The organism is Kitasatospora sp. NPDC057965, from assembly GCF_042887135.1.
Classification (GTDB): domain Bacteria; phylum Actinomycetota; class Actinomycetes; order Streptomycetales; family Streptomycetaceae; genus Kitasatospora.
Genome location: NZ_JBHVPZ010000036.1, coordinates 58,063 through 83,387, shown reverse-complemented (window position 1 = coordinate 83,387; position 25,325 = coordinate 58,063). Strand labels below are relative to the sequence as shown.

Here is a 25,325-nt window from a genome sequence, read left to right as displayed (position 1 = left end):
GCCCCACCCGCGAGCGGCGCGTCCTCGTCGAGCGCCACGGCGAGCAGCGCCGCGAGGTCGACCTCGGCGCGCCGCCGCCGGTCGGCCGTCAGGCAGGCGGCGACCAGCGGCCGCCACCGCTCCGGCAGCGCGGCGTCCAGCCGCAGCGGGGCGCTGCCGCGCGCGTAGGCCAGGGCGGCGAGCGAGCGGGCCCGGGCGGTGGCGCCGAGGAACGGGTGCAGGCCGCCGGTCAGCAGCTGGTGGGCGAGGACGCCGAAGGCCCACAGATCGGCGCTCGGACGCAGGGCCACGCCGTGCGCGCCGGTCCGCTGGGACCACCACTCCGGCGGCACGTGGTCGGGCGAGCCGAGCGGCGGGGCGTAGGCGTGGGTGCCGTCCAGTTCGGCGGTCAGTCCGAAGTCGGCGAGCTTGGCGGTGCCGTCGGGCATCAGCAGGACGTTGGCGGGCTTGAGGTCGCCGTGCACCCAGCCGGCGGTGTGCATGTGGCGCAGGCCGGCGGCGACCTCGGCGAGGATCCGGCCGGCGTCCGGGACGGGGGCCGGCGGCCGCGTCCCGGCCAGGACGTCCTGGAGGCTGCCCGCGGCGCGCTCCATCACCAGGGCGAGTGCGCCGTCCAGTGCGGGATGGGCCGGGTCGGCGAGGGTGACCACGGCGAGGGTGCGGATCAGGTGGGGGTGGTCGGCGCGCCGACTGAACCGCATTTCACTGTGGGCGAGTTGACGCATGGTGTCGCGCTGGCCGGGGCTGAGCCGGCCGGGGTGGAGGAACTTGACGGCCGCCTCGCACGGACCACCCCCGGACAGGCCGCCGGACCCGCCGCCGCACGTCTCGCCGAAGCCGGCACCGGACCCGCCGTCGGATCCCGCCCCCTCGCGGCGGGCGGCGTAGACGCTTCCCCAGCCGCCCGCCCCGATCCGCTCGCCCACCCGGTACCCCGCGACGACACAGCCGGGCGGCACCGCGAACCCCGCCCCGTCCTCCGGGGGTTCGGGCGGGGCCGGCGACGCGGTGCTCGCTGCCACCGCGGGGTCACCCGTCGCGCCGGGGCGGGAGCAGCACCAGGTGCTCCTCCCGCACGAGGTCGAACCGCAGGGCCAGCGCGACGAGTTCCTCCCGCTTGCCGCCCGGGTCGCCCCCTTCCACCGGGTCGCGCAGCCGGAGCTTGCTGCCGACCAGGTAGTCGATGTGGTAGTTGACGGCCGAGCGGCTGAGGTCGCGGCAGGCCGGCAGGTCGCGCAGCCGCGCCACCACGTCGGTGGCACCGGGCACGGCCGCCGCGGAGGGCGAGCGCAGCCGCGGCTCGCAGAGCGCGAGCAGGACGAGGAAGTACTTCGCGGTCGGGTCCAGGGCGAACGGGCTGACCGTGCGTTCACCGTCCGGAGCGGCCGACTCGCCGCTCAGGTAGGCGTGCTGGGGGGCGAAGACCTTGAACGCCGCCGGTTCGCCGTGGGCGGGCAGCAGGATCCGGGAGATCTCGAACGGGACGGGCGCGCCCAGCCGCCCGGGCGCGACCTTGACGTGCTCGCCCGCGCCTTCGAGGTTCTCCACGACGTAGGTGGCGGTGGCGCTGAAGTTGGAGAGCCGCCAGTAGTCCTCGGCGGCGGTGATCTCGCCGGCCCGGCGCGACACACCCGGGTCGGGGATCGGCACGGCGGGCGGGCGGCCGGGCTCGCCGCGCCCGAACGCGGCCGTGTCGCCCGGCCCGAGGTGCAGCAGGGCCGGACGACTGGGCGGGGCGCCGCGGGGCGGCCGCGACAGGCGGGCGAAGCGACGGTCGGCCGGGGCCGGCGGGCGGGCGTCGGGCAACTGCACGATGACCGTGGTCATCCGGGTCACCTCCGGGGGTCGGCCCGATCGTAGCCGTCCGAACCATCCGCCAGCGCCGGCCCAACCCGGACGAGTGAACGAGGAGCCGCCAGCAGCGAGTTGCCCCCTGGCGCACCGTCAATTCGGCTACCGGCACCCGCACCGTCACGTCGGCCGGTCGACACCTCAGGGCCATCCGCATATCACCGGCGCGATCGCTCTCAGTAGTTGAGCGATCACCATCAGTGTGATGCAGCACACACGGGGAACCTTAAAGATTTGTGCAAGACTCATCCCACAGAGCGAGATTCCCTTTCATTCCAAGGAGGTTGACATAATGCGCGCTCGGATTGCAGCTCTCATGGCGGCGGCGGCAGGGATCACCGCGGTCACGGTCCTTCCGGCCGCGGCCGCGACGACCACCCCCGGGGCCACGGCCCCGACGGGTGGCGTCGCGTGCACGACGGTGCTGAACCAGCCGTGCGTCTGGCACGAGGCCGACGGTGCGGGCGTCGTCGGCGTCGCCCAGGTCTCCGCCGACCCCGGCCAGTTGACGATCGTCAAGGTCGAGGTGCGCACCCAGCGCGCCTGGGGAAGCCCGTGGGTGACCGCCGCCTCGGCGACCACCTACGCCCAGGGCTTCGCGAAGGCCGTGACGCCCCGCGTGGTCACCTCGGACCTCAAGATAGTCTGCGCCACCGCGGGCCCCGCCCAGGACGTGGCGCAGCAGGTGACCACCTGTACCAACCCGTTCTGACGCCCCGTCCGATGACAGGGGTCTGACGGGCCGGGGCCTCGCGCGCCCCGGCCCGGGCCGGCCGCCGGGCCCGCACCCGGTGGCCGGCGCCGTCCCCCCAGGAAGCATCCGCCACCGCTCCCACCAGCAATCACTCAGGATGCTCACAGCCGTCGCTCAGTTCACGGGCCGTCGGCAAATGCGCCAACCACCCGTCGAAACCCGTCCACGGTGCGCAACCCGGTTCGGAGCATGGGTTTTTGCACTATCTTGGGATTTCGTGGAGCGGGGCGGGCCGCCCACCTGACAGGCGTGCGCCGAACGGCCGGGCCTTGCGGTGCAGCGTGCTCCACCCCCGCCGACGCACCATCGCACGGGGAGGAAGGGGGGAGCGCGTCCATGCCCGAAGGAACCGCGCATTCGACCGGGGCCGCCGAAGGCCCGAGCACCGCGACGGCCACCGGAACCACCACGGCCACGACCACGACGACCGCCACCACGACCACCGGCCCGACCACGATCACCGGCCCGACCACGACCGCCGTCACCCGCACGAAGGGCACCGCTCCGACGGACGCCGCCCCACCGCGCGCGCGGCTCGCCGGCCGGCGGGCCACCGTCGACGCCGTCCTGCGCCACTCACCGCTCCAGCCACTCTTCCGGCTCGCCGCCACCCGCCGGCTGGCCGTGCTCGCCTACCACGGGGTGGACGACCCCCGGGTGTTCGCGCTCCAGATGGAGCGCCTGGTCCGCCACGCCCGCCCGGTCTCGCTCGCCGCCGTCGAGCAGGCGGCGCACGGCGGCCGGCCGCTGCCGCACCGCAGCGTGCTGGTGACCTTCGACGACGGCGACCGCACGGTGCTCACCGAGGGCCTGCCGGTGCTGGCCCGGCTCGACATTCCCGCCGCGGCCTTCGTGGTCACCGACCTCATCGGCGGCGACCAGCCGTTCTGGTGGCGCGAGGCCGCCTTCCTCGCCGAACACGGCGGCACCGCCCGCGCGCTGGCCGACTGCCCGCCGAGCGGCGCGGTCCGCCGGATGAAGACCCTCGCCGACCCGGAGCGCCGCGCCGCGCTGGCCGAACTCCGGGAGAGCGCCGGGGTCCGCGCACCGCGGCAGGAACAGCTCACCCCGGCCGACCTGCTGACGCTCGCCCGCGGCGGCGTCGCGATCGGCAACCACACCGCCGGCCACCCCTGCCTCGACCGGTGCGAGGACGACACCGTCGGGGCCGAGGTGACCGGCGCGCACCGGGCGCTCACCGGCTGGCTCGGCGGCGAGGCGCCCACCGCCTTCGCCTACCCCAACGGCAACCTCGACCCGCGCGCCGAAACCCTGCTGAACCGCCTCGGCTACCGGCTCGGCTTCCTCTTCGACCACCGCCACGACCGGCTGCTCCCGCCGAACCCACTGCGGATCAGCCGACTGCGGGTCAACTCCACCACCGGCCGGCACCGCTTCGACACCATCCTCTCAGGGCTCCACCCGGCCGTGCACCGCCTGCGCGGCGGCACCTGACGGGCCGCTCCGGCGGGGGCCGCGCCGCCGCCCGCTCCCCCGCCCGGACGGCCCGCGCGGGGACCGCTTGCCCGGATCCCCGCCGCCCGGGGGTCGGGATCCGGGAGAATACCGACCGGCCCGTGGCCGGCCGCCGGCCGGCGGGCACACCGGGAACGGACGAGCCTGGGGGGCAGCACACATGGGAACAGCGCATCCGGGACCGACACCTCAGCGCCCGGCCGGTCGGACGGCATCCGTCGCCGCGCCCGCCGGTGCGCGCGCGGTGCCGGTCCGGTACCGGTCGGCCGCCCTGCCGGCGGACGTGGTCGACGGCTGGCGCGAGCTGGTGGCGGGCCGCGCGGGCGGGCCGGGCGGCTCCTGGTTCAGCACGCCCGAGTGGACGCTGGCCTGGTGGGAGACGCTGGGGGCCGCCGAGAGCGGTTCGCGTTCCGGTACCGGCGGCGAGGTCGTGGTGTGGCGGGACGGGCACGGCCGGGTCGACGCCGTCGTCCCGCTGCTGCGCACCGCCCAGCGCCTCCACCCGCGCGCGCCGCTGCCCGTCCCCTGCCTGACCGTACTGGGCTCGGGGCCGGGCGCCGCCGACCACTGCGGCTTCGCCGTCGCCCCGCACCGCCGCGCCGAGGTCGCCGACTGGCTGGCCCGGCGCGGACGGCGGGCCACCCTGCTGCTCGCCGACCTCGACCCGGACCAGGCCGGTCTGCTGCCGCCCGGCGCGGTGGAGATCGGCCGCACCCCGTGCCCGCGCGCCGATCTCACGGCCGGACCGGACGCGCTCGGCTCGCGGCAGTTCCGCGCCAACCTGCGCCGCTACGGCCGCAAACTGGCCGCCGAGGGCATCACCTTCCGCTGGGTGCCGCCCGCCCTGGCGCTCTCCGAACTCCCGGAGCGCCTCGAACTGCTGCGCACCGCCGTCCGGTTGCACCGGCTGCGCCGGGCCGCGCTCGGCCGGCCGACCACCTTCGACGAGGCCCGCGCCCCGCTGCACCTGCGGGTGATCGAGCGGGCCGCCGACACCCACCGCGGCGAGGGCCCGGCGTTCCTGGTCGCGGAGCGGGCGGGCGAGGTGGTCGGCGTGCTCTACGGCTTCCAGTGGCGCGACACCTTCGCCTACTACCAGATCGGCTGGGACGTGGCCTGGGCCCCGCTGCGGCTCGGCACGGCGGTGATCGCCGAGGCGATCCGGGCCGCCGCCGGGCAGGGGCTCACCACCTTCGACTTCCTGCGCGGCACCGAGCCGTACAAGTACCGCTTCGACGCGGTGGACCGCGAGGACGTCTCCTGGCTGGTGCCGCACGGCGTGCCGGGGGCACTGCTCGGGCTCAAGTACCGGGCCAAGGCCGCCCGCCGGGCCCCGGCCGAGGCTGGGCGGGCCGCGACGACGGGGACGGCGGCCGAGGCGCCGGCGGCCGTCCCCGCCCGGGACTGACGGCGGGGTCTCGTCAGCGGCGGGCCTCCAGCCAGGAGGCGAAGGCCTCCAGGGCGGGCGCCGGATCCCGCCGGCCGACGCCGATCCGGAACCGGTCGGCGGGCGTCGCGGTCAGCTCCGAACGGAACACGGAGGCCGGCAGCAGCAGGACGCCGGCCTCCTCGACCAGCCCCCGGCAGAACGACTCGACACCGTCCGCGCCGAGGTAGCGCGGGTAGGCGACGCAGCCGCCGTCCGGGGCGCGCCACTCGAAGAGGTCGGCGAAGCGGGCGAAGAACGCGTCGAAGAGCGGCAGGTTGGCCGCGATCAGCGCCCGGTTGCGGGCCAGGATCGGCTCCCGGGCCTTGATCGCGATCCGCGCCAGGATCTCGCTGGGGGCGGCGTTGCAGATCGTGGTGTAGTGCTTGGCGCGCTCCAGCCGGCCGCGCAACTCCCGGTCGCGGCAGACGATCCAGCCGATCCGCAGCCCGGGCAGGCCGAGCGACTTGGAGGTGACGTCGAGCGAGAGGGCGCGTTCGGAGAGGTCCGCGGCCCGCGGCAGGGCGCGGGCCGGGTCACGCTCCAGGCCGCGGTAGACCTCGTCGCTGAACAGGTGGATGCCGCGCTCGTCGCAGAGTTCGGCCAGCCGGACGAAGTCGGCGGCCCCGATCACCTTCCCGGTGGGGTTGTTGGGGAAGTTGACGGAGACGACGCGGGTGTTGGGGCGCAGCGCGGCGGTGAGCTCGTCGAGGTCTAGCGCCCAGTCGCGTCCGGGGTCGAGCGCGACGCCGGTGACCTCGCAGAGCGAGAGTGGCACGGTTTCGGCGGACTGGTAGTTGGGGGTCACGACGACGGCGTGGTCGTCCGGGCCGAGCAGTACCTGCATGGCCAGGTTGAGCCCCTCCTGGGCGCCACCGAAGCAGATCACGTCCTCGGGGCCGGCCAGGTCGTACATGCCGGCGATCGCCTCGCGCAGGGCCGGGTCGCCGAAGGTCTCGGTGTAGCCGAGGGCGAGGGTCTCCCAGGCCTGCCGGTCCTCGGCGTCCGCCAGGTCGAGCAGTTCGGACATCGCCATGGTCTGCGCGTCGGAGGCGGTGAGGTGGTGGCGGGCGGTGAACTCCCAGCGGGAGAAGTACGTCTCCAGCCGGAAGTCGGGGAGCCTGGTCATGGGGGTTCTCGTTCCTCGGTGCGATGGGTTCGTGCTGCCGCGTGCGGCGTTCCGCGTTCGTCGCTCTCGCAGCGGCGGGGTCAGTCCGACGGGGTCAGTCCGACGGCTGCGCGGCCCCGGGCGCGCCGCGCAGTTCGGCGAGCAGGGTGTAGACGGTGGAGCGGGAGACCTTGAGCGCCGTCGCGACGGCCGGGACGGCGCGGCGCACGGCGAGCACCCCGGCCCGGTCGAGTTCGCGGAGCACGGCGAGCCGGTCCTCGCGGCCCAGCCGCTCCGGGGGCCGCCCGTGGGCGCGGACGTAGCCGCCGATCACGTCGTTCATCCGTTCGGTCCAGTCCTGCTCGAAGAGCGGTTCCGGGCGGGGGGCGGTCGGCGCGGCGAAGGCGGCGAGCAGTTCGGCCGCGTGTTCCAGCGGCCCTCGGTCGAGGTTGACGCACAGGACGGCGGCGGGCCGACCGTCCTCGTCCCGGAGCACGGCGCTGACCGAGGAGAGCCGCCGGCCGTCGGGGAGCAGCTTCGGGTAGGGGCCGTAGACGTCGGGGGCGGCCTGGTCGAGCCCGTCGAGTTCGCCGAGCAGGGAGGGGTCGCCCGGCCCGCGGTCGCCCATCGGGTTCCAGATGGCGAGCACCTCGTCACGGACGGCGTCGTGCAGCACCACCTCGGCGTAGGGGCCGAGCAGCAGGGCGACGGCCTGACAGACGGGAGCCCAGGTGCGCAGGCGCGGGTCGGGGGTCTCGATGGTCACTTCTGGACTGTACGTCCAGGGTGGACGTTTCGTCCAGGCGGTGGCGCGGGACGGGCCCGCCCCCGGGATCGTTCACCCCGGGGACGGGCCCGTCCGACCCTGCCGGTTCCGGCTCAGTCGCAGGTGATCGCCAGCAGCGCGACCTTGCAGGTGCGGCTCGCCGTGTCATTGGCGGCCACCGGGTCGACCGGCGCACCGGCCGTCCGGGCGGTGGTGACGGTGAACGTCCGGCCGAGGTTGAGGAGTTGGCTCACCTGGAGGGTGAGGTGGCGGGTGGCGCTCGCACCGGCGGCCAGCGGGGCGGTGAGCGCGCAGGTCAGGTGGCCGGCGGCGACCCCGCAGTCGGTGCTGCTCGCGGCGAGCCCGGTGGGCAGGGCCGCCCCGACGGTCGCGGCGGTTACCGCGCCGGGGCCCTGGTTGGTGACGGTGAGGGTGTAGTCGACCCGGCCGCCGAGCAGATTGGCCACCGGGCTGGCGGCGAGCGAAACAGCGAGGTCGGCGGCGGGCGCCTGGTAGCCGAACCGGTCGGCGGCCGAGACGGCGCTGGTGCCGCCGGGCGTGGTGACCCGCACGTCGACCGTCCCGGCGGTGGCCGAGGCCGGGGCCGTGGCGGCGCAGGAGGTCGCGGTGCAGGAGAAGGACGCGGCGTCGCCCGCGGCGCCGAAGTTCACGGCGGTCGCGCCGGCCAGGTCGGTGCCGGTGACGGTGACGACTGTGCCGCCGGCCTGCGGACCGCTCGCCGGGCTGACGCCGGTGACCGCCGGCACCGGCAGCGGGAAGCCGAGGACGCTCACGGCGGCGCCGTCGAAGTCGGCGAGGTAGCCGTGCCGGCTGTCGGGGGTGACCGCCAGGGTGAACGGGCTCGCGCCGACCGGGACGGTGGCGGTGACGGTGCCGCTCGCGGCGTCGAGCACGCTGAGCGTGCTGTCGGCGTAGTTGCTCGCGTAGACGGAGCGGCCGTCGGGGGCGGCGGCGACCGCGTACGGGTTGGCGCCGACCTGGACGGTGGCGGTCACCGCCCGGGTGGCGGTGTCCAGCACGCTGACGGTGGAGTCGCCGCCGTTGCCGGTCCACAGCCGGGAGCCGTCGGCGGCCAGGGCGAGGCCGAAGACGCCGTGGCCGACCGGTATCGAGGCGCTCACGGTGGCGGTGGCGGTGTCGATCACGTCGACCCGCTGCGCGCCGGAGGCGGCGACGTACACGTGCCCGCCGTCCGGGGCGACGGTCACCCCGTGCGGCTCGGCGCCGACCGGGACGGTGGCGGCCACCGTGTTGGTCGCGGTGTCGAGCACGCTGACCGTGCCGGCGGCGGCGTTGGTGACGTAGGCGCGGGAGCCGTCGGGGGCGAGCGCCACACCGAAGGCTCCGGCGCCGGCCGGGACGGTGGCGGTGACGGCGCCGCTCGCGGTGTCGACCACGCTGACGGTGCCGGTGAGGTGGTGGGTGAGGTAGGCGTGTCCGCCGTCGGGCGCGAGGGCGACCGCGTAGGAGCCGGTACCGGCGGTGAAGGTGCCGGTGACCGCGCCGGTGGCGGTGGACAGCACGGTCACCGTGCCGCTGCTCTGACTGGTCACATAGGCGTGCCCGCCGTCCGGCGCGAGGGCGACGCCCGCCGGATAGGGGGCGACGGTGACGGTCGCGGCCACCACGGGCGGCGGCGCGGCGGTGGCGCCCGCGGGGGCGGCCGTGGCGGTGGCGGGTTGGGAGAGCAGGGCGGCCGTGGCCGCGCCGGCGGCGGCCACGGCCGTCCAGAATCGGCGCGGTGCGGGGCGTGTGGTCAACGGGATCTCCAGACTCCTCGGCGGAACGGGCGGTACGCGGTCGCCCTCGGCGACCCGGGGGGACCGCCCGGATCGCCCGAAGCGTAGAAGCCCGACTGACGAAGCGTCAGGAGATGACTGGGATTGTCATCAACCGTTCAATTCCGCTCAGTTGGTCCCTGTTCGAACCGTCGGCCCCGCACCGGACCCGGCGCCACGGCGGCCGGCTTTGACTATCACATTTGAAACGATCGCCCGATGGTCGATAGTTCGGAGCGTACTAAACTCGTCCGTAGGCAGCGGAACCGCGACAGGGCGGACGAGAGGAGCGGCAGCGATGACCGAGGAAGGACGGGTCGAGGTCCCCACCCGCACCCTGGTCGAGGGCATGGTCCGGGCCGACGGCACCGTCGACGCCGGCGAGCTGTACGAGGTCGCGGGCGAGCTGGGCATGACCGACCAGCAGGTGCGCCTGTGCATCAAGCGGATGGCCGCCGACAACCTGCTCGTCCAGGAGGGGCGCGGCCGGCGCGCCGTGCTGCGGGAGACCGAGCACGCCCGGCGGTCCGCGGAACCCGAGGTCGGATTCGTCCGCCACATGTACGCCCAGGACGCCGGACTCGCCCCCTGGGACGGCCGCTGGCACCTCGTCGCCTTCGCGGTCCCCGAATCCGCCCGCGCCGCACGGGACGCGCTGCGGGAGACGCTGGTCCGGCACGGCGGCGCCGCCGTCCAGGGTGGGCTCTACGTCAGCGCCAACGACTGGGCGCCCCACGTCGAGGCCGAGGCCGCCCGCCTCGGCGTCGCCGACTGCGTCACCCTGCTCACCACCACCGACCTGCGGATCGCCGGCGACGAGGACCCGCTCACCCTCGCACGCCGGCTCTGGCCGCTCGACGACCTCGCCGAGGGCCACCGCCGGCTGGCCGCCCTCGCCGCCGACCGCCTCACCCGGCTGACCGCCACGGCCCCGGAGAGCGCGCCGACCTGGGTCGAGCACCTCGCGATCGCCCTCGAACTGGCCGCCGAGTTCACGCGCGCCACCACCCCCGATCCGCTGCTCCCGCCCGAGCTCCTCCCCCGCCCCTGGCCCGGCACCGAGGCGCGCGCCCTCACCGCCGACTGCTGGCGCCTGCTGCGCCGCGCGGGCCAGGACGCTCCCGATCCCGGGCCCCGGTTCTTCCAGCGCTACGACGCGGTCATGGCCGAGATCACCGGCGAGGCGCGGACGGCCTGACGCGACGACCGGTGGGCGGACCACCGGGGGTCGCAGAACGCCCGACGGCGCTGCCGGGTGGGCGGCGGCGCCGTCGGGCGGGCGGTGGCCGGGACGTCCCGGCCGGGCGGATCAGCGCTTGACGGCCACACCGCCGTACATCGCGATGTTCTGGTCCCGGACCGGTGCGGTGCCCGGCTCCGGGTGCCAGTGGTGGACCAGCGTGACGCCCGGCTCCAGCAGTTCGTAGCCCTCGAAGAAGGCGAGCGTCTCGGCCCGGTCGCGGATCTGCAGCGGGATGCCCCGGGTGTTGTACTCGCGGCCCACCCCGCCGACGCCGACCGGGTCGGTGTCGCCCGTGAACACGCTCAACGCCAGGAAGCTGCCCGGCGCCAGACGGTCCATCAGACGGCGGACGATGCCCTGCGGGTCGTCCTCGTCCAGCACGAAGTGCACGATCGCGATCAGCGAGAGCGCCACCGGCTGCGTGAGGTCGAGCACCTCGCGCAGTCGCGGCGAGTCCAGGATCGCGTCGACGTCCCGCAGATCGGCGTCCAGGTAGGCGGTGCGGCCCTCGGGGCGGCTGGACATCAGGGCCCGGGCGTGGGTCAGCACGATCGGGTCGTTGTCGACGTACACCACCCGCGACTCCGGCGCCACCGCCTGGGCGATCTCATGCACGTTCGGCGAGGTGGGAATGCCCGCGCCGATGTCCAGGAACTGCCGCACGCCGTGCTGTTCGGCGAGCCGGCGGACCACCCGTTCCATGAAGCTGCGGGTGCTGCGCATCGAGGTCGGCAGGGCCGGCCAGGCCTTCACGGAGGCGTGCGCGGCGGCCCGGTCCGGCTCGAAGTTGGTCTTGCCGCCGATGAGGTAGTCGTACACCCGCGCCGAGTGCGGCACGTCCATCCGCAGATCGACCCCCGTCCAGCCGTCCTCGCCAGGCCCTCCCGACCGCTCTCCCGACACCCAGTCAGCACGCGACATGTGCCGCCCCTCCCGATCTCCCCGTTGACGTTCCATCCGTGCCACGTCCGCGTTTCGCCCGCGTCAACTCCGCTGGCGGAACGCCTTCGTGCGCATGGTAACCGTAACCCGGGACATCACGGCCCGTCGGGGCCTCAGCTCTGCCCGAACAGCGCCGCGAAGGCTGCCTCCAGACCGCTCACCGCCGCGGCGAGCACCGCGACCGCGCGCAGCGCGTCGGCCACCGTGCGGACCCGGCGGCGCAGCGGGCCCTCGCGGGGCTCGTCGAGGGCCGCCTCGTCGAGGATGCCGGCGAGCGCGGCGTCGGCGTCCTCGGCGTCCTCCTCGGACACCGCGCCCGGCTGTTCGGCGCGCAGCCGGGCGAGCGCGGTCCGCAGCGCCCCGGCCGCCGTCCGCAGCCCCTCGGGGCCGGGCGGAACCGCCGCTCCGGCGGCGCCGTCGCCGATCGACACGGTGGCGCCCCGGCCGCCGGCCACGGGGCCGTGCACGGTGGAGCCGACCACCTGGACGCCGCCGTCGTTCCAGTTGCCGCCGGCCGGCGGGCCGGCCTGGCCGGGAGGCTGATCAGCCATCACTTCCCCTTCCCTTTGCTCATGTCGACGTTCGCGCCGGCGCCGCCCGCGACCGGGCCGTGCACGGTGGAGTTGACCACCTGGACGCCGCCGTTGTTGACGTTGGTGATGCCCTGGGCCTGCTCCTCGAACGCCGCGCTGTCGTAGCCGCGCGCCCGCAGTTCGTCGCCGACCGCGCTGAACACCCGCTGGGTGACGGTGTTCAGGAAGCGCTGCACGTCGTGCGACTGGAACATGTTCTGGTACTCGCCGCCGGCGCCGAGCTCGCGCACGCTCAGCCGGGGCGCGTAGTCGACCGCGTAGCCGGCGCGGGTGAGGTAGCGGTAGCGGCGCCGCAGCCGGGCGGCCCGGCCGCGCGAGGCCCGGACCTCCCCCAGCTGGCCGAGGGCGATCCCGATGTCACCGCCGAGACGGCGGGCGGCCCAGCCGAGCGCGTTCGCGGCGTGGGCCGCTGCGGAGCGCTGCCCGAGCAGGTCGACCACGTGGTACGCCTGCGCGACCGGCTCCAGCACATAGGGCAGCCACTCCAGGTAGAGCAGTCCACCGCGGGTGCTGGCGCGGACCAGCACGGTGATCACCACTTCCTCCTGCCAGGAGCCGACCCGGATCGCCAGGTAGTGGCGCAGCCGTTCGTGGCCGGTGCGGCTGAGCAGGTCCGCCCAGGCGGGTTCGAGCAGCACCGCGTCGCCGGCGTGGCCGGACATCGCGCCGAGCCAGCCCGCCGGGTCGTCGCCGCGCAGACTGGGCCGGAACACCCGGTCGGTGACGGAGAGTCCGCGCAGCGGGTCCTCGGGATAGCGCGGGTCCTCGGCCAGGGCGCGCACCCGCTGGGCGATCGTGCGGTAGAGCACGGTGGCGTCGATCGGTTCGGGCGCCCGCCCCCGGGCGGCGCGTTCGGCGGAGGGACGCAGCTCGAAGGTCATCCGCCAGGTGCGGCCGGCCCGGCCGAGGCCGACCAGCGGGGCCTGCCGGCGGTAGAGCAGTTCGGGTCCGCTCTGCTGTTCGCGCAGCCGTTCGTACAGCAGGGCGGCCCGGACGCCGTTCGGCTCCGGGGGTGGGACGGCGGCGCCGCCGGGGTCGGCGAACGCGGCCAGCCGGCGCCTGATCCGGTAGCGCAGGACGGCGGCGGTCAGCCAGAGCAGCAGCAGTTCGACGAACGCGTACCCGGCGCCGCCGAGCAGGTCCGGGTCGACGTCGTCCAGCCGGTCCCGCAGGCCGAGGCCCAGGGCGACCGCCGGCAGGACCGCGAGGACGAGCAGCCGACCGATCCAGGTGGTGAGGGTGGCGCCGGGGCCGGTGCGGCGCGGGGCGCGCGGGGCGATCACCAGCCGCTCGACCTCCAGGCCGAGCCGGTGGTCCATCCGGTGCGTGCCGAGGCCGCCGACCAGGCCGAGCAGCAGGACCAGCAGCAGGGTGACGGTACCGGCCGCGACACCGAACAGCGGGACGCCGAGGACGAGCAGGAGCAGGCAGACGGCGCCGGTCCAGGCCTCCCAGCGGCGGGCGGTGAGGGCCTCGTGCAGCACCCGGACGAGATCGGTGCCGGGCGAGGGGGCGGGGATGCGGAAGGACTGCTCGACCAGCTCCTCGATCAGCTCCGCGCGGAAGCGCCGGTCCAGCCAGGCGGCGGCGCACAGGTAGCGGGTGGCGTCGCCGGGGACGGGGCCGGCCTGGTGGAGCAGGTTCTCGGGCGTCGCCGGTACGGCGGGCGGGGCGGTCGCGGGCGCGGCGGCCACGGCGGCGGCGGGCACGGTGGGCGGAGGAATCGGCCGGACCGTCGCGTCCTGCGGCAGGGGCCGGACCGGCCCGAGCGGGATCGACGCGGACGGCGGGTACCCCGGCGGCGGGGCGGACGGACGCGGTGGTGGAGTCGGCGGTGGTCCCTGTGGCGGAGGTGGCGGTGGGGTGCCACTGTCCATGATGTCCCCATTCCCCAGGCCTTGTTCCGGCGAACGAGCTCGGCCAGTAAAGCAGTTGACCTTCCCTGCGGACAGCCTCCGGACCGCGACCGCGGGTAACGGTTCGGCTCCGCCGGGTGGTGCGTGCAAGAAATTGGAGTTCTGGATTCGCATTCGATAGCTTTTCGAACGTGAGGCTGACCAAGAGCACCGACATCGCCCTCCGCATCGCCATGCGGCTGGCCGTCCTCGACGAGGAGGCCAACCCGACCACCCGCGAGGTGGCCGAGGCGGTCGGCGTGCCGTACACCCACGCCGCCAAGGTGGTCAGCCGGCTGCAGCACCTGGGCGTGGTGACGGCGCGGCGCGGTCGTGGCGGGGGCCTGTCCCTCACCACCGCCGGTCGTACCGGTTCGCTCGGACTGCTGCTGCGCGAACTGGAAGGGGTGGGTGACGTGGTCGGCTGCGAGGACGATCCACCGTGCCCGCTGCGGTCGTCCTGTCGGCTGCGCGGGGCACTGCGCACCGCGCAGGCAGCGTTCTACGCCACCCTCGACCCGCTCTCGATCGGCGACCTGGTGTCCACGCCGACCGGGCCCGTCCTGCTCGACCTCACCCTGAGACCGGGTCTCGCCCCGAGACCCGAACCCGTCGCCGGCCCCACCGGCTGACGCGTTCCGGCACACCCCGACGCACCACCCGCGGTACCGCACCGTCCGCAGGACCGCACCACCCCACCGCACGGCCCCACCGTCGCACCACGTCACCTCCCCACGCCGGTCCGCGCTTCCGCACGGCCGAAAATACGATTCTCAGATTCCAGTTTGGAGTGCATTCGATGCTGTCCGCCAAGTCCGCCGAGGTCGTCGAAGCCACCCTGCCCGTCGTGGGCGGTGCGATCGGCGACATCACGCCGCTCTTCTACGAGAAGATGTTCGCCGCCCACCCGGAGCTGCTGCGCGACCTCTTCAACCGTGGCAACCAGGCCAACGGCAGCCAGCGGCAGGCGCTCGCGGGCTCGATAGCCGCCTTCGCGACCGCGCTGATCGCCGCGCCGGACAGCCGCCCGGACGCGCTGCTCGCCCGCATCGCCCACAAGCACGTCTCGGTCGGCATCACCAACGACCAGTACCGGATCGTCCACGAGCACCTGTTCGCCGCCATCGTCGAGGTGCTCGGCGAGGCCGTCACCCCCGAGGTCGCGGCCGCCTGGGACGAGGTCTACTGGCTGATGGCCAACGCGCTCATCGCCATCGAGGACCGCCTGCGCGAGGAGTCCGCCGCCGCCCAGGGCCTCGACCCGGCCGACCTGTGGCGCCCCTACACCGTGGTGGCCCGCCACCAGGAGACCGAGGACGTCACCACCTACCTGGTCCGCCCGGCCGACGGCAAGCCGCTGCCGCCGGCCGCGCCCGGCCAGTACGTCTCGGTGCGCGCCGAACTCCCGGACGGCGCCCACCAGATCCGCCAGTACAGCCTCTCCGGCGCCCCGGACGGCGTGCTCCAGTTCAGCGTGAAGCGCGCCACCGCCGAGGCCGCGGGCGGCCCCGACGGCGAGGTCTCCAACCACCTGCACGAGACCCTGCGCGCCGGCGACGTCCTCGACATCGCCCCGCCGTTCGGCGACGTCGCCCTCGCCGACGGCGACGGCCCGGTGCTGCTCGCCTCGGCCGGCATCGGCAACACCCCGATGACCGCGATGCTGGCCAAGCTCGCCGCCACCGGCTCGACCCGCCGGGTCGTCACCGTGCACGGCGACCGCGACCAGCTGTCGCACGCCTTCCGCGCCGACCTCGCCCAGCTGACCGCCAAGCTGCCGAACGCCGCCAGCCACGTGTTCTACGAGCGGCCGCTCGGCGACTGGCCGGCCGACCGCACCGGCCTGGTGGACCTGGCCTCGGTCGAGGTCCCGGCGGGCACCACCGCCTACCTCTGCGGCCCGCTGCCCTTCCTGCGCGCCGTCCGCGGCCAGCTCCTCACGGCCGGCGTCCCGGCGGCGGACATCCACTACGAGGTGTTCGGCCCGGACCTCTGGCTCGGCCAGGACGCCTGACCCCCGGTGGGCCCGCCACCCCGGCGGGCCCACCTGCCCCGCGCCGCCCCGGCCCCCGTCCGGGGCGGCGCGCCCGGCGTGGTGCCCCACCGCCCGGGCCGGCGGCTCGGTACGATCACCGGCAGGTCCGCCCGGACCGGCACCGGCAGAGCCCCACCCGTACGGGAGGACCGTTGCGCGTCGCGTTGTTCGCCACCTGCGTCAACGACGCGCTGCTGCCCTCCACCGCGATCGCCACCGTCCGGCTGCTGGAACGCCTCGGCGTCGAGGTCGGCTTCCCGCCCGCGCAGAGCTGCTGCGGCCAGCCGCAGTACAACAGCGGCTACATCAGGGCCTGCGAACCACTGGTCCGCCGCACCGTGCGGGCCTTCGCCGGGTACGACCACGTGGTGGCGCCCTCCGGCTCCTGCGTGGCCATGGTGCGCGACGCCCACCCGCGGATCGCCGCCCGCGCCGGCGGCGCACTCGCCGCGGACGTCGCCGAGCTGACGCCCCGGGTGCACGAGCTGACCGAGTTCCTCACCGACGTGCTGGGCGTCGAGGACGTCGGCGCGTGGTTCCCGCACACCGTGACCTACCACCCCTCCTGCCACGGCCTGCGGCTGCTCGGCCTCGGCGACCGCCCGCTGCGGCTGCTGCGCGCCGTCCGGGCCCTGGAGCTGGTCGAGCTGCCCGGCGCCGAGGAGTGCTGCGGCTTCGGCGGCACCTTCGCCGTGAAGAACCCGGCGGTCTCGGCCGCGATGGCCGCCGACAAGACCGCCAACGCCCTGGCCACCGGCGCCGAGGTGCTGTGCGGCGGCGACAACTCCTGTCTGCTGCACCTCGGCGGCACCCTGGCCCGGCAGGGCGCGCGGCTGCGCCCGCTGCACCTCGCCGAGATCCTCGCCAGCACCGAGGCCGACCCCTGGCGGGCGGCGTCGTGAGCGGAACCTTCCTCGGCATGCCCGGCTTCCCGCCGGGCGTCTCCCCGCAGGTCACCTTCCCGCAGGCGGCCGAGCGGGCCGTGCGGGACGAACGGCTGCGCGGCAACCTGCGGCACGCCACCCGGACCATCCGGGAGAAGCGGGCCCGCGCCGTCGCCGAACTCGCCGACTGGGCCGAGCTGCGGGCCGCCGCCAAGGCCGTCAAGGACCGCACCCTGCGCGAACTCGACCGGCACCTGGTCCGGCTGGAGGAGAAGGTGACCGCCGCGGGCGGCACCGTGCACTGGGCCGCCGACGCCGCCGAGGCCAACCGGATCGTCACCGCCCTGGTCCGGGCGGCCGGTGCCCGGGAGGTGGTCAAGGTCAAGTCCATGGCCACCCAGGAGATCGGGCTCAACGAGGCACTGGCCGAGGCCGGCATCCGCGCCTACGAGACCGATCTCGCCGAGCTGATCGTCCAGTTGGGCGACGACCGGCCCTCACACCTGCTGGTCCCGGCGATCCACCGCAACCGCGGCGAGATCCGGGAGGTGTTCGCCCGGCGGATGGCCGACTGGGGCCGGCCGGCCCCCGACGGGCTCACCGACGCGCCCGCCGAACTCGCCGAGGCCGCCCGGCTGCACCTGCGGGAGAAGTTCCTGCGGGCCGAGGTCGCCGTCTCCGGCGCCAACTTCATGATCGCCGAGACCGGCACCCTGGTGGTCGTCGAGTCGGAGGGCAACGGGCGGATGTGCCTGACCCTGCCGCGCACCCTGATCTCGGTGGTCGGCATCGAGAAGGTCCTGCCCACCTGGCAGGACCTGGAGATCTTCCTGCAGGTGCTGCCCCGCTCCAGCACCGCCGAGCGGATGAACCCCTACACCTCGCTCTGGACCGGCACCCACGCCGACGGCCCGGACGGCGACGGGCCCGAGGAGTTCCATCTCGTCCTGCTCGACAACGGGCGCACCGACGCGCTCGCCGACGAGGTCGGCCGCCAGACACTGCGCTGTATCCGCTGCTCGGCCTGCCTCAACGTCTGCCCGGTCTACGAGCGGGCCGGCGGACACGCCTACGGCTCGGTCTACCCGGGGCCGATCGGCGCCGTGCTCACCCCCCAACTGCGCGGCACCCGTGATCCGTTGGACGCCTCCCTGCCGTTCGCCTCGTCACTCTGCGGGGCCTGCTACGAGGTCTGCCCGGTGGCCATCGACATCCCCGAGGTCCTGGTCCACCTGCGCGAACGGGTCGCCGGGCAGCGCGGCCACCGGCTGGAGCGCGCCGCCATGGCCGCCGCCACCTACGTACTCGACCGCCCCGCCCTGCTGCGGGCCGCCGAGCGGGCCGCCGCCCGCACCCGCCGGCTCCACCCGCACCGGCTCCCCGGCCCCGGCCGGGCCTGGACCGACACCCGCGAGCTGCCGGCCGTCCCGCCCGAACCGTTCCGCGACTGGTGGCGGAGGAACCGGACATGAGCACCCCTCAGCCCCCGGGCGCCGGCTCGCGCGCCCTGATGCTCGCCCGGATCCGCGCTGCGGTGCGCGCCGGTACGCCGGAGCAGGCGCCCGTGCCGCGCGACTACCTGCGCAGCCACGTCCCCGCCGACGACCCCGACGCGCTGCTCGACCTGCTGCAGCACCACCTCGCCGACTACCGCGCCCTGGTCCACCGCTGCACCCCCGACCGGCTGCCGCTGCTGCTCGCCGCCCTCTTCGAGGCGCGCGGCACCCGCACCGTGGCCGTCCCGCCCGGCCTGCCGCCCGCCTGGCTCGCCGTCACCCGCGCCCGCCCGCTCCCGGACGACGGCCCGGACGGCCCGCTGACCGCCGCCCTGCTGGACACGGTCGACAGCGTGCTCACCGGCTGCGCCCTGGCGATCGCCGAGACCGGCACCCTGGTGCTGGACGCCGGCCCGGCCCAGGGCCGCCGACTGCTCACGCTCGTCCCCGACCACCACGTCTGCGTGGTCCTGGCCCCGGAGCAGGTGGTCGCCTCCGTCCCGCTGGCCCTCCCCCGCCTCGACCCCACCCGCCCGCAGACCTGGATCTCCGGCCCCTCGGCCACCAGCGACATCGAACTCAGCCGCGTCGAGGGCGTGCACGGCCCCCGCACCCTGGAAGTCGTCCTGGTGACGGACGGCGGCTGACCGTCAGAACGCGCTCAGCGCCCGTCCGGCCCCGGCGACCGCCGCCACCGGGTCGGCCGCCTCCCGCAGGACCTCGCGCCCGTCCGGGGCCCGCGCACCGTTCGTCGCCGACCGGCCACCGTACGGGCCCCGGCGGGCCGGCGTCAGGACGGGCGGAGCTCCAGGGTGCAGCACTTGGGGCCGCCGCCGCCCTTGAAGAGCTCGGAGAGGTCGACCGGCACCGGCTCGAAGCCGGCCTCGGCCACCCGGGCGGCCAGGGCCTTCGCCGCCTCGGGGAGCAGCACCCGGCGGCCGTCGGAGACCGCGTTCAGGCCGAAGGCCTCGGCGTCCTCCCGCTCGGCCAGGACGGCGTCCGGGTAGAGACTGCGCAGCAGCGCCTGGCTGTCCGGGGTGAACGCCGCCGGGTAGTACATGATCTGGTCGTCGGCGAGCACGGCCAGCGCGGTGTCCAGGTGGTAGAAGCGCGGGTCCACCAGCTCCAGGCCGAGCACCTGCCGGCCGAACACCTCCCGCACCTCGGCGTGCGCGGCCGGGTCGGTGCGGAAGCCCGAGCCCGCCAGCACCCGGCGGCCGACCAGCAGGTGGTCCCCCTCGCCCTCGTTGACGTACCCGGCCTGGCGCACCTCGCGGTAGCCGCCGGCCCGGAACCAGGACGCGTGGGCCGCCGACTCGGCGGCGCGCTGCGGGTGCCGGAAGGTCGCGACCAGCACCCGGCCGTCGACCACGGTCGCACCGTTGGCCGTGTAGACCATGTCCGGCAGGCCGGGCACCGGGTCGATCAGCTCCACGGTGTGGCCGAGTTCCTCGTACAGCGCGCGCAGCCGCTCCCACTGGCGGACGGCGAGCGAGGTGTCGGTCGGCCGCGCGGGGTCCATCCACGGGTTGATGGTGTACTCGACGGTGAAGTACGTCGGACGGCACATGAGATAGCGCCGCGGCTTCGCGGTGCGCTCCGGGAATCGGGTGGGCATGCGGCGACCTCCGCCATCGGGGGCGTGAATCGGAACGGGACTCGGGACGGGACTCGGAACGGGACTCGGGACGGGACTCGGGGCGCGACCACGGACAGGGGTCGGCGGCGTCCACCGCCGGCGCCCGTCGGCCCAGAGGGCGGCTGCCCCGAACGGACCGTTCGCACACCCGGGCAGGCCGATCCGGCGGCGCAGTCCCCCCGCGCACCCGGCGCGCCGGTCCGCGCGCACCGGGCGCACGAGGGCGCGCACCACGGCACGTGGCCGATCTCACGTACCGCTACCGGCCACCTACGGTGGCGTAGGTCACTTCAGACAGTGAACTATCTCTTTCATGCCGAACCTCCAGGAGACTCTTGACCTCGATTCGTACGTCGCCCTCGGGGACAGCTTCACCGAGGGGCTGAACGACCCCGCCGCCGACGGTGCCTTCGCCGGCTGGGCCGACCGGCTGGCGGCACTGCTCGCCGCGGGCCGGCCGCCGGGCGGATTCAAGTACGCGAACCTCGCGGTGCGCGGCCGGCTGCTGGACCAGATCGTGGCCGAGCAGGTGCCCGAGGTCCGCCGCATCCAGCCGGACCTGGTCACCTTCTGTGCCGGTGGCAACGACATCCTGCGCCCCGGCAGCGACCCCGACGAGGTCGCCGAGCGCTTCGAGGCCGCCGTCGCCCAACTCGCCGACTCGGCGGGCACGGTGCTGATCTGCACCGGCTTCGACACCCGTGGTGTGCCGCTGTTCAAGCACCTGCGTGGCAAGATCGCCACCTACAACGGGCACATGCGGGCGGTCGCCGACCGGCACGGCTGCAAGGTGGCCGACCTCTGGTCGCTGCGGGCCGTCCAGGACCGCCGGGCCTGGAGCGAAGACCGGTTGCACCTGTCCCCCGAGGGCCACCAGCGGGTCGCCCTGCTGGCCGCCCGCTCGCTGGGCCTGCGCACCGAGCAGGACCCGGAGGCCCCGTGGCCGTCCGCCCCGGCGGTCTCCTCCGCCGAGTTGCGCCGGGAGAACCTCCAGTGGGCGCGCGAGTTCCTGCTGCCGTGGGTCGGCCGCCGGCTGCGCGGCGAGTCCTCCGGCGACCACGTCGAGGCCAAGCGGCCCGAGCTGATGCCGCTCTGACGATCCGTCAGGCAATCTGTCGGCACGCCGCCCTCACGCCCAGGTGCGCGAGGGCGGCCAGGACCGCACCGGCGAGGTACCAGAGCAGGTCCGGCGGGTTGAAGGTGGAGCCGAGCACCAGCCGGGCGAGGGTGCTGCGCCGGGCGAGGTCGTCGGGCACGCCGGTGAGCTGGAACAGCTCGACGGCCCAGCTCAGCCCGGCGGCCCAGGCCGCCGCCGGCCACGGCCGCAACCGCGGTGCCGGCAGCAGCACCAGGGTGTACAGCAGCACCGTGTAGAGGGCGTCGCCCGCGTACTTGGCGGCGTCCCCGCCGCCCACCGCCCGCACCCCGAGCCCCGCCGCCACCGTCAGCCCGGCCGCCACCACGGCCGCACCACGAACCGCCCACCGCCCCCGAAGATCGTCCACCGTCGAACCCTAACCCGCCCACCAGCACCGGAGATCGTTCACCACCACACCCCGAACCGCCTCGGCAGGCCCGGAACCGTTGCCGCTCCTCCCGCGTCCCTCCCTGCCGAAAGGCCGCGCAGGCGGCCCGGTAGCCTGCTGGCCGGCCCGTACGGGGCCGGGTCCGTGCAGGTCGCGGGCGGGAACGACTCAGAACAGGGCGGGGCGCAGTGACGCAGCTGACCGAGACGGTGATCGGGGCCGGGATACCGGCGGACGGGGTGGGGGCCCAGCGGGGGCCCGGGCGGCGGTTCACCGTCGAGGGTTTCGCGCCGGGCCGGGACGGCGGCGCCCGGGCGCGCGGCAAGGCCCTGCGCTCCGGCAGCCCGCGCGAGCAGCACGCCGCGTTCACCGCGGCCGCCGACCGGCCGACCGCCGTCGAGGCGATCGAGGCCTCCAACGCGGGCCGCCTCACCGAGCTGGTGCCGATCCGGCTGGGGCGGATGTCCGCCACCCCGTTCGCCTTCCTGCGCGGCTCGGCCGGCCTGATGGCCGCCGACCTCGCCACCACGCCGACCAGCGGCACCGTCGCCCAGCTGTGCGGCGACGCGCACGCCGCCAACTTCGGTCTGTACGGCGACGCCCGCGGCCGGCTGGTGATGGACATCAACGACTTCGACGAGACCGTGCCCGGCCCGTGGGAGTGGGACCTCAAGCGCCTCGCCGCGAGCCTGGTGCTGGCCGGCCGGGAGGTCGGCGCGGACGAGGCGACCGCCCGCCAGGCCGCCTTCGACGCGGCCGGGGCGTACCGCCGCACCATGCGCACGCTGGCCAAGCTGTCGGCGCTGGATGCCTGGAACGCCGTCGCGGACGAGCAGTTGGTTTCCTTCACCGAGGCCCACGACCTGGCCGAGGTGCTGGACCGGGTGGCGGCCAAGGCGCTGCGCAACACCGGCGCGCGTTTCGCCGCGAAGTCCACCGTCCGCTCGGAGGAGGGCGGTTGGCGGTTCACCGCCGCGCCGCCGGTGCTCAGCGAGGTGGCCGACGGCACGGCCACGGCGGTCGCCACCGCGCTCGGCCCGTACGTGCGCACGGTGCCGGCCGAGCTGCACCCGCTGCTGACCCGGCACCGGGTGCAGGACGTGGCGTTCCGCGTGGTGGGCACCGGCAGCGTCGGCACCCGCTCGTACGTGGTGCTGCTGACCGACCACCGCGAGCAGCCGCTGGTGCTCCAGGTGAAGGAGGCCCGGCCGTCGGTGCTGCTGCCCCACCTGGCCCGGGCCGGGTACCCGGTGACCGCGCCCGACAGCCACGAGGGCCGCCGGGTGGTGCTCGGCCAGAAGCGGATGCAGGTGGTCAGCGACCCGCTGCTCGGCTGGACGACGGTGGACGGCCTCCCCTACCAGGTACGGCAGTTCCGCAACCGCAAGGGCAGCGTGGACCCGGCGGCGCTGCTGCCCGCCCAGCTCGACGACTACGCCCGGATCACCGGCGCCCTGCTCGCCCGCGCGCACGCGCACACCGCCGACCCGGGGGTGATCAGCGGCTACTGCGGCAAGACCGAGGTGCTGGACGAGGCGGTGGCGGCGTTCGCGGTCGCCTACGCGGACCGCACCGAGGCCGACCACGCCGACCTGGTGGCCGCGATCCGGTCGGGCCGGCTCCCGGCCGAGCACGGCATCTGACCGGCGGGGCCGGGCCCGGTGCGTCCGGGCCCGGCCCGCGGGCCTCGCTCAGCCGGACGCCCGGGTCCCCTCGCGTACCGCGTCCGGCGTCTCCGCGGGTCCGCCGGCGCGGGCCGTTTCTTCACGGGCCGCCTCCTCACGGGCCTTCTCCTCGCGCGCCGTCGCCCGGCCGGCCAGCACCGAGGCCAGCACCGCCAGCGCGGCGAGCGCCGCACAGACACCGCTCGCCCACGCGTACGCCGCCCGGTGCCCGCCGCCCCCGGCGGTCGCCCGCAGATAGACGCCGGAGAGCGCCGAGACGCTGACCGCCGCCGCGATCCGCTGCGCCATCTGCAGGATCGCCCCGCTCACCCCGGCCGCCTCGGCCGGCGCGTGCCGCAGCACGAACGCCTGGTTGGGCGCCCCCATCAGCCCGACCGAGGCGCCGCCCAGCAGTTGCAGCAGCGCGAGCAGCCCGGGCAGCCAGCCGGCCGGCGCCCGCAGCGCGACCAGACCGCCGACCAGCATCACCAGCGCCGAGCCGGTCATGCCCGCCGTGACGGTCCGCCGGCCGAAGCGCTGCACCACCCGCCAGGCGAACGCCGAGGCGAAGCCCATCGCGACCGCCGAGGGCAGCGCCACCAGGGCCGCGCCGAGCGGCGACAGGCCGAGCCCGTCCTGCAGGAACATGGTCAGCACCAGCCCGGCCGCCAGCGAGGAGCCGAACTGGGCCATCGCCACCGCCGTCCCCAGCGCGTACGGCGCCGAGCGGGTCAGCGCGGGGTGGATCAGCGGTTGGCCGCCGGACCGGGCGAAGCGGCGCTGCCACCGGGCCAGCGCGGCCAGCAACAGGACCGCGGCGGCGGCGAAGCCGAGCCAGCCCGCCCAGCCGGGCGGCTGGACGAACGGCAGCATCAGCGCCAGGGTCAGCGCGCCGACCAGCAGCAGCCCGACCAGGTCGAGGTCGGCGCCGCGGGTGCTGGGGCGCGGGCGCGGCAGGTGCCGGGCCGCCAGCACCACGGTGGCGAGTCCGAACGGGACGTTGAGCAGGAAGCTCAGCCGCCAGCCGTGCTCCGGCCCGACGGCGGCGAGCACCGCTCCACCGATCGGCGGGCCCAGGGCGAAGGCGAGGCCGCCGGTGACCGCGTACATCCCGAGCGCCCTGGCCCGCAGCTGGCCGCGGAAGACGTCCTGGATGGTGCCGATCATCTGGGAGTTCACCAGTCCGGCGCCGGCGCCCTGGAGCAGCCGGGAGGCGACCAGCACCCAGGGCTCGGTGGCGGTCGCGGAGACCAGGCTGACCAGGGTGAACAGGGCGAGGCCGCCGACGAAGAACCACTTGCGGCCACGTACGTCGCCGAGCCGCCCACCGGGGATCAGGGCCAGGCCGAAGGCGAGCGAGTAGCCGGCCACGATCCACTGCAGGTGGGCGGGCTGGGCGTGCAGCGACTCGCGCAGCGCGGGGATCGAGGTGTTGAGCACCGACTGGTCGATGAGGGTGGTGAAACCGCCGGCGACGCAGACCAGCAGGACCCGCCGCCCGGCCGCGTCGAACTTCTCCTTGGCCGACGGCGGCCCGGGTATCGCGGCGGTCCCGCTCGTGTCCAGGCCGCCCGCGCCCCGCCCGCTCATGGCTCGACCACCACCAGCGCGTAGCGGGCGCCGTCCGGGCCGGGGCAGCGGAAGCGGGTGGTCTCGGGGACGAAGCGCAGGCAGTCACCGGCCTCCAGCAGTTCCTCCGCGCCGTCGACGGTGAGCGCCAAGCGGCCCTCCAGCAGCCAGAGGTGGTGCTCCCGGCCGGTGTCACAGGGCTTGTCGTAGGCGATGTCGCCGCCGGCCGGGAGCCGTCCCTCGATCACCTCGGCCCGCAGCGAGCCGTGCGGCGGCGAGACGGAGCGCCGGACGAACCCGGTCGCCTCGTCCCGCCAGACCCGCTGGTCGGCCGCCCGCACCAGCCGCGCGGGCGCCGCCTCCACCTCGGCGAGCAGCCGGGACATGCTCCGCCCGTACACGGCGCAGAGCCGCCCGAGCAGCGCCGCCGTCGGGCTCACCTCGGCCCGTTCCACCCGCGAGAGCGTCGAGCGGCTGACGTCCGCGCGCCGCGCCAACTCCTCCAGCGTCCATCCGCGTTCGACCCGCAACTCGGCGAGCCGCTCCGCCAGCCGCTCGTCGGCGGCCGTGTCGATTCCCATATCCGTGATGCTATCCCGGATCCGGGAATGGCCCGGCCGGTCCGTCGAGGGTTCCGGGGCATCGAGCGGGCGATCATA

At 75.4% G+C, this 25,325-nt stretch carries 23 protein-coding genes; 11 read left to right on the top strand and 12 right to left on the bottom strand.

Features of this window, described 5'->3' with window-relative positions:
• Together ACFVVU_RS33680 and ACFVVU_RS33675 are read right to left on the bottom strand one after the other, a co-directional pair.
• Nucleotides 1-1,022: serine/threonine-protein kinase (locus ACFVVU_RS33680; RefSeq protein WP_387793843.1), on the bottom strand; the 1,022-nt coding region annotated here is incomplete at its 3' end.
• A gap of 7 nt (nt 1,023-1,029) precedes the next feature.
• The gene (locus tag ACFVVU_RS33675; RefSeq protein ID WP_387793842.1) at nt 1,030-1,827 is read right to left on the bottom strand and encodes a serine/threonine protein kinase; all 798 of its coding nucleotides are present in this window, start codon (nt 1,825-1,827) and stop codon (nt 1,030-1,032) included.
• 316 nt (nt 1,828-2,143) lie between these two features.
• Here ACFVVU_RS33675 and ACFVVU_RS33670 point away from each other — a divergent pair, with 316 nt between their 5' ends.
• The 3 genes from ACFVVU_RS33670 to ACFVVU_RS33660 all read left to right on the top strand — a co-directional run bounded on the left by ACFVVU_RS33670 (nt 2,144) and on the right by ACFVVU_RS33660 (nt 5,489).
• On the top strand, nt 2,144-2,563 hold the full coding sequence (locus tag ACFVVU_RS33670) for a hypothetical protein (protein ID WP_387793841.1): 420 nt from the start codon (nt 2,144-2,146) through the stop codon (nt 2,561-2,563).
• 378 nt (nt 2,564-2,941) lie between these two features.
• Complete coding sequence (locus ACFVVU_RS33665; protein WP_387793840.1) at nt 2,942-4,060, top strand: polysaccharide deacetylase family protein; 1,119 nt, start codon at nt 2,942-2,944, stop codon at nt 4,058-4,060.
• 265 nt (nt 4,061-4,325) lie between these two features.
• Nucleotides 4,326-5,489: a GNAT family N-acetyltransferase gene (locus ACFVVU_RS33660; protein ID WP_380685074.1), complete on the top strand. Its 1,164-nt coding sequence runs from the start codon at nt 4,326-4,328 to the stop codon at nt 5,487-5,489.
• A gap of 13 nt (nt 5,490-5,502) precedes the next feature.
• Here ACFVVU_RS33660 and ACFVVU_RS33655 read toward each other — a convergent pair whose 3' ends face one another.
• From ACFVVU_RS33655 to ACFVVU_RS33645, 3 genes are all read right to left on the bottom strand, one after another.
• Nucleotides 5,503-6,636 (bottom strand): aminotransferase class I/II-fold pyridoxal phosphate-dependent enzyme, encoded by a 1,134-nt coding sequence (locus ACFVVU_RS33655; RefSeq protein WP_380685075.1) that lies wholly within the window; start codon nt 6,634-6,636, stop codon nt 5,503-5,505.
• Nucleotides 6,637-6,730: 94 nt separating this feature from the next.
• Nucleotides 6,731-7,381: a transcriptional regulator gene (locus tag ACFVVU_RS33650; RefSeq protein ID WP_380685076.1), complete on the bottom strand. Its 651-nt coding sequence runs from the start codon at nt 7,379-7,381 to the stop codon at nt 6,731-6,733.
• Nucleotides 7,382-7,494: 113 nt separating this feature from the next.
• Nucleotides 7,495-9,162 (bottom strand): cytochrome D1 domain-containing protein, encoded by a 1,668-nt coding sequence (locus ACFVVU_RS33645; RefSeq protein ID WP_387793839.1) that lies wholly within the window; start codon nt 9,160-9,162, stop codon nt 7,495-7,497.
• 316 nt (nt 9,163-9,478) lie between these two features.
• Here ACFVVU_RS33645 and ACFVVU_RS33640 point away from each other — a divergent pair, with 316 nt between their 5' ends.
• A complete protein-coding gene (locus ACFVVU_RS33640) occupies nt 9,479-10,378 on the top strand; it encodes a PaaX family transcriptional regulator C-terminal domain-containing protein (protein ID WP_387793838.1) in 900 nt (299 codons plus the stop codon).
• Between the two features lie 111 nt (nt 10,379-10,489).
• Here ACFVVU_RS33640 and ACFVVU_RS33635 read toward each other — a convergent pair whose 3' ends face one another.
• From ACFVVU_RS33635 to ACFVVU_RS33625, 3 genes are all read right to left on the bottom strand, one after another.
• Nucleotides 10,490-11,266: an SAM-dependent methyltransferase gene (locus ACFVVU_RS33635; protein ID WP_387793844.1), complete on the bottom strand. Its 777-nt coding sequence runs from the start codon at nt 11,264-11,266 to the stop codon at nt 10,490-10,492.
• 212 nt (nt 11,267-11,478) lie between these two features.
• Entirely contained in the window at nt 11,479-11,916 is a 438-nt protein-coding gene (locus tag ACFVVU_RS33630; RefSeq protein ID WP_380688302.1) for a hypothetical protein, read from the bottom strand.
• Entirely contained in the window at nt 11,916-13,667 is a 1,752-nt protein-coding gene (locus ACFVVU_RS33625) for a hypothetical protein (RefSeq protein WP_387793837.1), read from the bottom strand. The genes ACFVVU_RS33630 and ACFVVU_RS33625 overlap by 1 nt, the downstream gene beginning before the upstream one ends.
• Nucleotides 13,668-14,005: 338 nt before the next feature.
• Between ACFVVU_RS33625 and ACFVVU_RS33620 the strand changes: the two genes are divergently transcribed.
• From ACFVVU_RS33620 to ACFVVU_RS33600, 5 genes are all read left to right on the top strand, one after another.
• Nucleotides 14,006-14,485, top strand: coding sequence for an RrF2 family transcriptional regulator (locus ACFVVU_RS33620; protein WP_387793836.1), 480 nt, complete (start codon nt 14,006-14,008; stop codon nt 14,483-14,485).
• A 167-nt stretch (nt 14,486-14,652) separates the two neighbouring features.
• Nucleotides 14,653-15,867, top strand: a complete 1,215-nt coding sequence (locus ACFVVU_RS33615) for a globin domain-containing protein (protein ID WP_387793835.1) — start codon at nt 14,653-14,655, stop codon at nt 15,865-15,867.
• A gap of 173 nt (nt 15,868-16,040) precedes the next feature.
• Entirely contained in the window at nt 16,041-16,790 is a 750-nt protein-coding gene (locus ACFVVU_RS33610; RefSeq protein WP_387793834.1) for a (Fe-S)-binding protein, read from the top strand.
• A complete protein-coding gene (locus ACFVVU_RS33605; protein WP_380687230.1) occupies nt 16,787-18,244 on the top strand; it encodes a lactate utilization protein B in 1,458 nt (485 codons plus the stop codon). Before ACFVVU_RS33610 ends, ACFVVU_RS33605 begins: the two co-directional genes overlap by 4 nt.
• Nucleotides 18,241-18,915, top strand: a complete 675-nt coding sequence (locus ACFVVU_RS33600) for a lactate utilization protein C (RefSeq protein ID WP_387793833.1) — start codon at nt 18,241-18,243, stop codon at nt 18,913-18,915. Before ACFVVU_RS33605 ends, ACFVVU_RS33600 begins: the two co-directional genes overlap by 4 nt.
• 143 nt (nt 18,916-19,058) lie before the next feature.
• Here ACFVVU_RS33600 and ddaH read toward each other — a convergent pair whose 3' ends face one another.
• Entirely contained in the window at nt 19,059-19,886 is an 828-nt protein-coding gene (gene ddaH, locus ACFVVU_RS33595) for a dimethylargininase (protein ID WP_380687226.1), read from the bottom strand.
• Nucleotides 19,887-20,220: 334 nt separating this feature from the next.
• Here ddaH and ACFVVU_RS33590 point away from each other — a divergent pair, with 334 nt between their 5' ends.
• Complete coding sequence (locus ACFVVU_RS33590) at nt 20,221-21,003, top strand: SGNH/GDSL hydrolase family protein (RefSeq protein ID WP_387793832.1); 783 nt, start codon at nt 20,221-20,223, stop codon at nt 21,001-21,003.
• A gap of 7 nt (nt 21,004-21,010) precedes the next feature.
• Here ACFVVU_RS33590 and ACFVVU_RS33585 read toward each other — a convergent pair whose 3' ends face one another.
• On the bottom strand, nt 21,011-21,412 hold the full coding sequence (locus ACFVVU_RS33585; protein WP_387793831.1) for a DUF2809 domain-containing protein: 402 nt from the start codon (nt 21,410-21,412) through the stop codon (nt 21,011-21,013).
• A 209-nt stretch (nt 21,413-21,621) separates the two neighbouring features.
• Here ACFVVU_RS33585 and ACFVVU_RS33580 point away from each other — a divergent pair, with 209 nt between their 5' ends.
• A complete protein-coding gene (locus ACFVVU_RS33580) occupies nt 21,622-23,076 on the top strand; it encodes a DUF2252 domain-containing protein (protein WP_387793830.1) in 1,455 nt (484 codons plus the stop codon).
• 48 nt (nt 23,077-23,124) lie between these two features.
• Here ACFVVU_RS33580 and ACFVVU_RS33575 read toward each other — a convergent pair whose 3' ends face one another.
• Entirely contained in the window at nt 23,125-24,687 is a 1,563-nt protein-coding gene (locus ACFVVU_RS33575) for an MFS transporter (RefSeq protein WP_387793829.1), read from the bottom strand.
• Nucleotides 24,684-25,247, bottom strand: a complete 564-nt coding sequence (locus ACFVVU_RS33570) for an XRE family transcriptional regulator (RefSeq protein WP_355376098.1) — start codon at nt 25,245-25,247, stop codon at nt 24,684-24,686. Before ACFVVU_RS33570 ends, ACFVVU_RS33575 begins: the two co-directional genes overlap by 4 nt.
• Nucleotides 25,248-25,325: the final 78 nt, after the last annotated feature.